A 1,756-nucleotide genomic window follows, 5' to 3' on the forward strand; every position below is an offset into this window, starting at 1 on the left:
CGCCTGCCCCGCCAACCCCCGCGCCCAATGCCGAAACGACGTGGGAACCGCCTGAAGCCCGGCGTCACGACCCGCCGCCAGCCCCGCGTACGCCTCGGCCAGGTCCGGCACCAGCGCGCGCCAGGAGACCCCGTCGACCACCAGATGATCGACGACCAGGAACAGCCGCCCCTGGGCATCCGGCCCGGCGTCGAACCACACCACCTGGAGCATCACGCCGCCCTCCGGGTCGAGCCGGTGCACGGCCGCCCGGGACTCCTCCACGAAGAGCTGTCGCAGCGCCTGGCCGTCGAGTCCGCCGACATCCACCCGCCGTACCCAGGGGTCCACCGGAACCGACCCCGCCGCGGGCACGACGAGCTGTCGCACATCGCCGTTCTCCAGTCGGGCGCGCAGGACGTCGTGATGGTCCACCAGGGCCTGCACCGCCCGGGTCAGGACCGCGAAGTCCAGACCCACTGGGGAGACCACCAGCGAGGACTGGGTGACCTGGTTGATGAGGTCGGGTCCGACTCGTTCGATGAGCTGGTGCATGACCGGGGTCAGCGGGATCTCACCGACTCCCGATTCGCCGCCGCCTACCGGGACGCCGTCTCCCACCGCCCCGGCGACGGCCGCCAGGCCGGCCGGTGTCTGGCGTTCGAAGACCTGGCGGGCCGTGATGACCAGACCAGCCCGGCGAGCACTGGAGACCAGCAGCATCGACATGATCGAGTCGCCGCCCAGCTCGAAGAACGAGTCGTCGGCCCCTACCCGCTCCACCCCGAGCGCCTCGGCGAAGAGCGCGCACAGCGTCTCTTCCACGGGTGTCTCGGCGTCCCGACCGCGTGTCCCTTCGGGCGTCTCGGGGACGGGTAGGGCAGCCCGGTCGAGCTTGTCGTTCGCCGTGAGCGGCAGCGCGTCCAGAGGCACGATCACGGACGGGACCATGTACTCCGGCAGGCGTACGCCCGCGAGTTCCCGCAGCGCGTCGACATCGATCTCGCTGTCCGCCGCGGGGACGACATACGCGACGAGCCGCCTGCTGCCCGGCTGATCCTCGCGCACCACCACCGCGGCCTGGCCGACCGTCTCATGCGACGCGAGTACGGCCTCGATCTCACCGGGCTCGACCCGGAAGCCACGGATCTTCACCTGTTCGTCGGCGCGACCGGCGAAGAGGAGCTGCCCGTCGGCCGTCCAGCGGGCCAGGTCGCCCGACCGATACATCCGGCCGCCGTACGGGCACGCGACGAACCGTTCGGCGGTGAGGTCCGGGCGGCCGACGTAGCCGCGTGCCAGACCCGTGCCCGCCACATACAGCTCGCCCGTCACGCCCACCGGAACCGGCTGAAGGAAACCGTCCAGGACATAGACCTGAGCGTTCCCGATCGGGGCACCGATCGACGGGGGCAGGTCATCCGCAGTGATCGCCGGGGCGATGGGACCAGTCGAGCAGATCACGGTCGCCTCGGTGGGACCGTACGCATTCCACACCTGGGCGTGGGGCGTCCAGCGGCTCGCGAGATTCGCGGTCACTCGCTCAGCGCCGACGATCCACTGCCTCACTCCGGGAACGGATTCGGGATCGAGGACGCCCAGCAGGGAGGGGACGACACTGGCGACTTCTACGCCCGTGGTGCGGATCATCTCCGCCAGCGCCTCGGGCTCCGTCCGTTCCTCCGAGGAAGCGATCGCGAGCGTTCCGCCCGCAGCGAGGGTGACCGCGACGTCCAGAACGGCCGCGTCGAAGCTGAACGACGCGAACTGAAGCGCC

The 1,756-nt window shown here is 70.8% G+C and carries 1 protein-coding gene; it reads right to left on the reverse strand.

The features are described from left to right. Nucleotides 1-1,756: AMP-binding protein (locus FF041_RS36655; protein WP_153527072.1), on the reverse strand; the 1,756-nt coding region annotated here is incomplete at both ends.

The sequence above is a fragment of the Streptomyces jumonjinensis genome (genome assembly GCF_009600885.1).
GTDB classification, from domain to species: Bacteria; Actinomycetota; Actinomycetes; order Streptomycetales; family Streptomycetaceae; genus Streptomyces; species Streptomyces jumonjinensis.